This window comes from Trichloromonas sp. (assembly GCF_041583255.1).
Lineage (GTDB): Bacteria > Desulfobacterota > Desulfuromonadia > Desulfuromonadales > Trichloromonadaceae > Trichloromonas.
In genome coordinates this window covers 1-8,245 of sequence record NZ_JBFHGD010000151.1, presented here as the reverse complement: position 1 = coordinate 8,245, position 8,245 = coordinate 1, and the positions used below count along the sequence as shown (strand labels likewise).

Sequence of the window (8,245 nt, the reverse complement as noted above, 5' to 3'; positions counted from 1 at the left end):
TGGGCATCGATTCGATCAAGCGGGTCGAAATCCTCTCCGCTTTGCAGGAGCGCCTCCCCGAGGCCCCGGCGGTACGCCCCGACGATCTCGGCGCCCTGCAGACTTTGGGGCAGATCGTCAGCCACCTCTGTTCCGGGATGACCGCTGCAGCACCTGCCGCGGCATTAACAGCCAATGCTGCAGCCCAGAGCGGCCTTGACAGCGGCAGAGTGGCAACGATACTGCTCGAAGTCATCGCCGATAAAACCGGCTACCCGGTCGACATGCTCGAACTGGAGATGAGCCTCGATTCGGATCTGGGCATCGATTCGATCAAGCGGGTCGAAATCCTCTCCGCTTTGCAGGAGCGCCTCCCCGAAGCGCCGGCAGTGAAGCCTGACGAACTCGGCACCCTGCAGACTTTGGGACAGATCGTCAACCACCTCTGCGCCGGCAAAACCGCCGCCGCTCCGGCCTCGACCGCACAAGTCGAACGGATCGACCGCGACACCGTCTCCCGCACCCTGCTGGCGGTGATCGCCGACAAGACGGGCTACCCGGTGGAAATGCTCGAGCTCGACATGGCTCTCGATTCCGACCTCGGCATCGATTCGATCAAGCGGGTCGAAATCCTCTCCGCCCTGCAGGAACAGCTTCCCGGCGCCCCGGCCATCCGACCGGAGCATCTCGGCACCCTGCAGACCGTGGCGCAGATTGTCGATTTTCTTGCCAGCGTCTCCGGGGCTGCAAGTCCGGCGACGGCAAAGGAAACCGCGGGCAGCGAAACGACAGCCGGCGGCGGCATCGAGCGAAAGCTGGTCAAAGTCGTCCCCCTCAAGGCAAAGGGCGACCGGCAACGACTGGCTCTCGCCGATGGAGCCTCGATCTGGTTGACCGCCGACGGCTCCGAGCTTAGCCGCGCCGTCGATGCGCGTCTCAAACAGCTCGGCTACCAGCCGAAACTTGTCTCTCTCGATGAACTCGACTTTCTCCCGGCCCCCTCCGATCTCGGCGGTCTCATCCTGCTGTCACCGGCATCGGCGACCGATGATCTTTTCTTGAAGCGCGCCTTCCGCCTGCTCCAGATTGCCGGTCCCGGCCTCAAGAAAGCCGGCGAACAGGGCAAATCGCTGCTCGCCACCGTATCCCGCCTCAACGGCGTCTTTGGCCTGCTTCCCGGCGCCTCCCCCGCCGACCCGGTATCCGGCGGCCTGGCCGGACTGAGCAAAACGGCCAGCCACGAATGGCCTCAGGTCTCCTGCAAAGCCATCGACCTGGCCCCCGAGCTGCAGGATGCCACGACCACGGCGGCCGCCCTGGTCGAGGAAATTCTCACCGACGGCCCGCTCGAGGTCGGCATTTCTGCCGCCGGCCAGCACACCCTCAAGCTGACCACTGTGCCGCTGACCGGCGAAATGCGGGAGCTGCCGGTTGCCGCCGGCGACCTGCTGGTCATCAGCGGCGGCGCCCGCGGAGTTACCGCCGAGGTGGCCGTATCCCTGGCTGCGGCCAGCCAGGCCACCCTGCTTCTGCTCGGCCGCAGCCCGGCCCCGGAAGCCGAACCCGACTGGCTGAGCGGCATGCAGACCGAGGTGGACATCAAGAAAGCCCTGCTCAGCCAGGCAGCCGCACCGCTGAAGCCCAAGGATCTCGAACAACAGTACCAGGCGATTCTCGGCAGCCGGGAAATCCGCAGCAACCTGCAGCGCATCGTCGCCGCCGGCGGCAAGGCGATTTACCGGTCCGTCGACCTGCGCGATCCGGCGGCGGTGGCCAGGACGGTGGCCAAGGTCCGTTCGAGCTACGGTCCGGTCAAGGGGTTGATTCACGGCGCCGGGGTTCTGGCCGACCGCCTGATCACCGACAAGACCGCCGACCAGTTCGAACTGGTCTACTCGACCAAGATCGATGGGCTGCGCACCCTGCTCGACGCAGTCAGCGAAGACGACCTGCGCTTCATGGTCCTCTTCTCTTCTTCTACCGGTCGTTTCGGCCGCACCGGCCAGGTCGACTACGCCGTGGCCAACGAGGTTCTCAACAAGATCGCCCAGCAGCAGGCGCGACTGCGCCCCAAATGCCGGGTGGTGTCCCTCAACTGGGGCCCCTGGGACGGCGGCATGGTCACCCCGGCCCTGAAGAAACTCTTCGCCCAGGAAGGGGTCGAGGTGATCGGCCTGCAGGCCGGTGCCGACTACCTGCTCAGCGAAATATCAACCCCGCCGGGCGGTCCGGTCGAACTGGTCATCCTCGGCTCCCGCGCCGAGGCCCAAATCGACAGCCAGGTACAGCCGCCGGCCAACATCTATATCTCCAAGGCCTTTGATCTCGACCTTTCGGTCGCCCAGTACCCCTTTCTGGCGTCCCATGTCATGGACAAAAAGGCGGTTCTGCCGATGGCGATGATTATCGAGTGGATGGGGCACGGCGCCATCCACAACAACCCGGGACTCCGTTTCCACGGCTTCAACGATCTGCGCATCCTCAAAGGCGTCACCCTCGGCCCTGATGAAACCTGCTCGCTGCAGGTCATGACCGGCAAGGCGCTGAAAGCCGACGGTTTCCACGTGGTGCCGGTCGAACTTTCCGGGCGCAACGGTGACGGCCAGATGTTCGTTCACGCCCGCGCCAAGATGGTGCTGGCCACCCGGCTTCCCGAGGCCAAGCCCGCTGCCGATGCGCTGGACCTTGCGCCCTACCCGCGTTCGATGGACGCCATCTACACGCCGGACCGGCTCTTTCACGGCCCCGACTTCCACGGCATCCGCCAGGTCGACGGCTGTTCCGGCGACGGTGTGGTCGCCCAGGCCAAGCCGGCCCCGCTGCCGTCCCAGTGGATCACTCAGCCCCTGCGCAACTCCTGGCTGTCCGACCCCCTGGCCCTGGACAGCTCCTTCCAGATGATGATCCTGTGGAGCTTCGAACGCTTTGATGCCGCCTCGCTGCCGGTCTTTGCCGGCCGTTACCGCCAGTACGCCGATCGCTTTCCGGCCGGCGGGAGCGAAATCCGTATCCACGTCACCAGGCAGAGCAAGAGCAAGGCGTCTGCGGATATCGATTTTGTCGACCCCGCCAGCGGCCAGCTGATCGCCCGGATCGAGGATTATGAATGCATCATCGACGCATCGCTGATCAAAAGCTTCCAGCGCAATAAACTGCAGGGAGCCGCCTGAGCATGAAACACGGAAAATCTGTGGCCATCGTCGGGGTCGGCGGCATCTTTCCCATGTCGCCGACCCTCGACCTGTTCTGGAATACCATCACCGGCAACGTCAACACCTCGCGCCGTCCCCCCGAAGGGCGCTGGCTGCTCGAACCGGACGACGTCTACGATCCGAAAGTCGGGGCGGCGGACAAGGTCTATTCAAAACAGGGATGCTACATCGACGACGATGCCGTCCTCTCCCTCGCCGGTCTCGACATCGATCCGGATTTTGTCTCCACCCTCGACCCCATGTTTCGCCTGCTGCTGCACGCCGGTCGCCAAGCCTTCAACGACGGCAGCACCCGCAACCTCGATCGCAGCAGGGTCGGTGTCATCATCGGCAACCTGGCCCTGCCGAGCGAATATTCTTCGGCCATGGCCCGCGACACCCTCGGCCGCACCTTTGAGGAAGAACTCCTCGGCCGCAGCGAACCTTCCCCCGAGTCGGATATCGCGCCGCTCAACCGCTACGTCGCCGGGCTCCCCGCCGGCCTGCTGGCGCGATCTCTCGGCCTCGGCGGCACCAGCTTTACCCTCGACGCCGCCTGTGCCTCGTCGCTCTACGCGATCAAACTGGCTGTTGATGAACTGGCTGCCGGCCGCGCCGACGCCATGCTCACCGGCGGCCTGTCCCGTCCCGATGCCCTCTACACCCAGATGGGTTTCTCCCAGCTGCACGCCGTCTCCCCGACCGGCACCTGCTCCCCCTTCGACCAGAAGGGCGACGGACTGGTGGTCGGCGAAGGCTGCGGCATGTTCCTGCTCAAGCGCACCGAAGACGCGGTTCGCGCCGGGGACCACATCTATGCCGTGATCCGCGGCATCGGACTCTCCAACGACCTCGGCGGCAGCCTGCTGGCGCCGGTCTCCGAGGGACAGCTGCGGGCCATGCGGGCCGCTTATGCGCAGGCCGGCTGGAATCCCAGCGACGTCGATCTGGTCGAATGCCACGCCACCGGCACTCCGGTCGGCGACGCCGTCGAATTCGCCAGCTTGAAAAGCCTCTGGGGTGACAGCGGCTGGAAACGGAATCAATGCGTCATCGGTTCGGTCAAATCGAATATCGGACATCTCCTGACGGCCGCCGGCAGCGCCGCCCTGGCCAAAGTGCTGCTGGCGATGAAGGAACAGACCCTGCCGCCGACAGCGAACTTTGCCCAGCCCGCCAAGGGGATTTCTTTCGATGACAGCCCCTTTCGCATCATCAATCAACCGGCCCCCTGGAATCCCCGTAAAAAGGACGTTCCCCGGCGGGCCGCGGTGAGCGCTTTCGGTTTTGGCGGTATCAACGCTCACCTGTTGATCGAAGAATGGATTCCGCCGCAGCCGAGCAAGAGCTCGGTGGCTTTCCCGCCATCGTTCCAGCGTGCCGCCCAGCCGGTCGCCATTGTCGGCATGGGGGCGCACTTCGGTCCCTGGTCGTCGTTAAAAGAAGTGCAGCAGCGTATGCTCGGCGCCGACACCGATACGGCGGCCAGCCTGCCGAAGCGCTGGTGGGGCGCCGAGAAGAGCCGATGGTTCACCGAGTCCGGCCTCAACGTCGATGCCTTCAAAGGTTATTTCGTATCGGAAACCGCTGCGGTCCCTGGCGAATTCCGTATTCCGCCGAAAGAGCTGGAAGAGATGCTCCCCCGCCAGCTGCTGATGCTTCAGGTGGCCGACCAGGCCCTGCAGGACGCTTCGATCAAGGGGGAAGACCTGCTCTTTACCGGGGTCTTTATCGGCACCGGCCTCGATCTCAACGCCACCGGCTACAGCTTCCGCTGGTCCATTCAGGCACTGGCCCGCAAGTGGGCCAACCAGCTCGGCCGCGCCCTGAGTGAGAGCGAACTGGAGCAATGGATTGCCGAATTGCGCGAAGCCGCCGGGCCGGCGTTGACCGCCAACCGGGTCATGGGCGCTCTCGGCAGCATCGTCGCCAGCCGGGTCGCCAAGGAATTCCGTATCGGCGGGCCCAGCTTCACCCTGTCGAGCGAAGAAAACTCCGGCCTGCGGGCCCTGGAAATCGCCATCCGCGCCCTCCAGGAAGGCTCCATCAACCGCGCTATCGTCGGCGCCACCGACATGAGCGGTGACCTGCGCTCGGTGCTCGGCCAGCACGCCGACCGCCCTTTTTCCGCCAGCGGTCAATGCCGTCCCTTCGATCGTGACGCCGACGGCACCCTGATCGGCGAAGGGGCCGCAGCCCTGGTGCTCAAACGCCTTGAAGACGCCCAGCAGGACGGTGACCGCATTTACGCCGTGATCAAAGGGATCGGCACGGCGACCGGAGGCCGGGCCGAAGAGAGCGTTCCCGCCCCGCAGGCGATCCATACCGCCTTGCAACGCGCTTTTAACGAAGGCAGGATCAAGCCGGCCGCCGTCAGTTACCTGGAAACCCACGGCAGCGGCATCCCCGACGAAGACGCGGTGGAAGCTTCCTCCCTGGTCGATTTCATCGACAGCGCCCCGAGCGACAATCCCTGCTGGGTCGGCAGCGTCAAGGCCGAACTCGGCCACACCGGCTCTGCCTCAGGGCTGGCCTCGCTGATCCGCGCCGCGCTCTGCCTGCATCACCAGATTTTGCCGCCGCTGCGGCACAGCAGAATCGACGGCTCGCCCTGGACCGGGCGGCGCCGGCCATTTTTGTCCCCTGCCGCCCCGCAGTACTGGCTGCGCAACCGGGCCGACGGGCCGCGCCGGGCCCTGGTCAGCGCACTCGGCGTCGACGGCAGCTGTTCGGTCGCCCTGCTTGAAGGGCACGAGGACAAGGGGAAAAGCCGGGCCCTTCCGATTCAGCGCCCCCTCGGAGCCCTGCGCGAAGGACTGTTCGCCCTCGAGGGGGACACCGCCTCGAACATTCTGGAACAGATCGCCAGGCTGCAGAAGCTGGCCAAAGAAAAGCCATTAACCGACATCGAAAGGCTGGCCCGAACCTGGCTGGCCGCAGCGCCCACCGACCCGGCCCGGGCCCGCTGCCTGTCGCTGGTGGCGGCAAACCGTGACGACCTGCAGAGCCTGCTCGAACACGGCCGCCGCTGGCTGCTCGAACATCCGGAAAAACGCCTGGACGGCAACGGGGGCTCCCCCCTTCCGGCGGGCATTCGCGACCGCATCTTTTACACACCCGAGCCGCTCGCCGGCCAGGGCGAGACAGCCTTCATCTTCCCCGGCTCGGGCAACCATTTCGCCGGCATGGGGCGTGACCTGTCGGCCCGCTGGCCCGAGATTTACCGCTCACAGGACGTACGCAGCCTGCACCTGGGGCTTCAGTACCTGCCACAGAAGTTCTGGGGCGAAACCCTGAACGAGGCCGTTCACGACAACCACAATGCCCTGGTGATCGCCCAGGTCGCCCTCGGCACCGCGGTCAGTGACCTGGTCCGCAGCTTCGGCATCGAGCCCCAGGCGGTCAGCGGCTACAGTCTCGGCGAATCGGCCGGCCTCTTCTCCTTCGGCGCCTGGAAGGACCGGGACGGCATGTCCCGCCGACTGCGGGATTCGAACCTCTTTACCGATCAGCTGGCCGGTGTCTGCAAGGCGGCCCGACAGACCTGGAAACTGGATCCCAACGAGCCGGTCGACTGGACTCTCGGCCTGGTCGCCGCCCCGGCGGACAAGGTACGCAAGGCCCTCGCCGGTTTGCCGCGGGTTTACCTGCTGATCGTCAACACCTACGAAGAATGCGTGATCGGCGGCAATCGACCCCAGCTGGAGAAACTGGTCTCCCGCCTCGGCTGCCCCTACATTCCGCTGCGCGGGGTGACCACCGTTCACTGTGAAGTCGCCGACCGGGTTGCCCAACCGTACCGCGAACTGCACCGGTTTCCGACCACCCCGCCGGAGGACATCCGTTTCTACAGCTGCGCCCTCGGCCACAGCTACGAACTGGACGAAAACAGCGTCGCCGACGCCATCCTCGGCCAGGCCCTGGACACCATCGATTACACCCGGGTGATCGAGCAGATGTACGCCGACGGCGTGCGGATTTTTCTCGAAATGGGTCCCGGCAACTCCTGCAGCCGCATGATCGGCCGTATTCTCAAAGATCGGCCGCACCTGGCTCGGGCCGCCTGCTACCCCGGCCAGGATGCCGTGTCGCTGCTGCTGCGCCTGCTGGCCCAGGGCCTCTCGGAACGGCTGCCGGTCAAACTGGCGGCGCTCTATTCGGACGAACTTTTGGCCGGAAAAGAGAAGAGCGGACCGCGCATCCAGACAGTCATCGGCGGCGCGCCTTTCACTCCGCCGAAGCCCAAAAGTGTTGTGGCGCAATCTGCGCCCCGCCCGGCAGCTGCCGCACAACCGATGCCAGTGATGACCGCGCCAGTGCCGGCAACGGCCGCTGTCGTTCCGCCCCCCCGGCCGGCGGCACGCCCGGCTGCGGCCGTCGCCACCGCTTCAGCATCAGACCATCCGCTGCTCAAGCAACTGGAAGAATCCGCCGCCTTCAGCGCCCGCAGCCACGAAGCGTTTTTGCGCTTTTCAGGCAGCATGACCGAGGCGCTTTCGCAAAACATCAACCTGCAGATCAACCTGCTGCAGCAGATGCTGGCCAGCGGCCAATCCCTGCCGGCCGACTGGCAGCTGCCGCCGATGCCCGAGCTCGCATCCCAAGCGCAGAACCAGGCCGTTTTGCAATCGCCCCAGGCCACCACAGCCCCGCAATTCGACCGCGACATGTGCATGGAATTCGCCATCGGCTCCATCGCCAAGATGCTCGGCCCCGAGTTCGCCGAGGTGGACAGCTATCCGACCCGGGTCAGGCTCCCCGATGAGCCGCTGATGCTGGTCGACCGCATCCTCACGGTTGAAGGAGAGCCGCGCTCCATGAGCCATGGCCGGGTTGTCACCGAGCACGACGTCACCGCCGACCGCTGGTACTTGGACGGCGGCCGCATCCCGACCTGCGTGGCCGTCGAAGCGGGTCAGGCCGACCTCTTTCTCTCCGGCTACCTGGGGATCGACTTCATCAGCAAGGGGAAGGCGGTCTACCGCCTGCTCGACGCGGTGGTCACCTTTCACCGCCCTCTTCCGGTGGTCGGCGACGTGATTCACTACGACATCAAGATCGAGCGCTTCTTCCGC

The 8,245-nt window shown here is 65.5% G+C and carries 2 protein-coding genes; both read left to right on the top strand.

From position 1 onward, the window contains the following. Nucleotides 1-3,149: SDR family NAD(P)-dependent oxidoreductase (locus ABYV89_RS11960; protein WP_432823186.1), on the top strand; the 3,149-nt coding region annotated here is incomplete at its 5' end. 2 nt (nucleotides 3,150-3,151) lie between these two features. Continuing rightward, the coding region (locus tag ABYV89_RS11955) for a beta-ketoacyl synthase N-terminal-like domain-containing protein (protein WP_432823185.1) at nucleotides 3,152-8,245 on the top strand (5,094 nt) is incomplete at its 3' end.